The sequence below is a fragment of the Kribbella sp. VKM Ac-2571 genome (assembly GCF_004362255.1).
In the GTDB taxonomy this organism is placed as follows: Bacteria; Actinomycetota; Actinomycetes; order Propionibacteriales; family Kribbellaceae; genus Kribbella; species Kribbella pratensis.
On record NZ_SNWS01000045.1, the window covers coordinates 1 to 1181 of the forward strand.

A 1181-nucleotide genomic window follows, 5' to 3' on the forward strand; every position below is an offset into this window, starting at 1 on the left:
TCTTCGTCGCGATCAGAACCTCGGCGCCGACGCCGGTAGTGCCGTTGGCGGCCGTCCAGTACCCGGCGTCGGCAACGAACACCCCGACACCGTCGCCGTGTCCGGCGTCGGTCAGGTTCTCGGTCACTGCGGCGGCCATGGGCAGGAAGTGGGGTTGATCGTTGGTGGTCGCGGTGGCCTCGGCAGCGACCACGATCTGAGCGGCGGTCGCGGCGGCCTGGGCGTTGTAGCCCTGCAGCACACCCTTCGAGGCCTGAGCAATGATCCGCGAGTGCGGATCGGTGGTGTTGGCCCGCCGCGGTTTCGAGCGCCGGGCCGCGTCTTCCTTGGGTTTGGGGCCGGTCAGCTTCCGTCCCAGCTCGGCTTCCTTCTTCGCGCGCTCAGCCATCCGGGACCCGTAATCCCGCGTCTTCTGCGACTCCAGCTCATCGAGCGCGGCACGGATCCGGGCCCGACGATCCCGGCCTCCCGCCCACTCGGCGGGAAGCTCGTCGCCGCGGGCATCGCCATGCTCAGCGTCCTCGGCCTCGTCGACCGCAGCAGCCTCGTCCAGGATTGCCAGCGCGACCCGACGCGCAGCATCGGCCAGATCACCAGGATCACTCTGGCCGGCCTGGTCGTGCTCGGCCATCACGGCGAGTTCCTTGGTCAGGGCTTTGCCTTCGCGGTTGGCGAAGAACGACGCATTCGCGGCGATCTTGGTGCCGTCGATCGCGATCAAACCGGCATCGACCAGCCCGGCCTTCACACACAAGCCAAGGACCTGCCCGAACAGCCCCGCAATCGCTTCTTGGTGACGTGCTCGGAACCGCGCGATCGTGGCGTGATCGGGCTGCTGGTTCGCCGCGACCACCCGATAGGCGACGTCCTCGACAAGACGCCGCTCGACCCGCCGCGAGGAACGTTCACCAGTGCAATACGCGTACAGCAAAACACCAAGCATCATCGCCGGGTCGTAGACCGAACCACCGCGCCCATCAGTCCGATACGCCGCGAAGAACTCCGCAAGATCCAGCTCGGCCACGGTGTCGAGCACGAAGAACGCCAGGTGATCCTCAGGCAGCCATTCCCGCACCGACGGCGGCATCAACATCAACTGATCCACATCGCCACAACGCACGTTCACAGCCACACCCGAGTATTTCGCACCACCCCAGCCCCACCCGCCCGACACGCGATTC

At 66.8% G+C, this 1181-nt stretch carries 1 protein-coding gene; it reads right to left on the minus strand.

Features of this window, described 5'->3' with window-relative positions:
- On the minus strand, positions 1-1105 hold a 1105-nt coding region (locus EV651_RS41120; RefSeq protein WP_238157555.1), incomplete at its 3' end, for a transposase.
- Between the last annotated feature and the right edge of the window lie 76 nt (positions 1106-1181).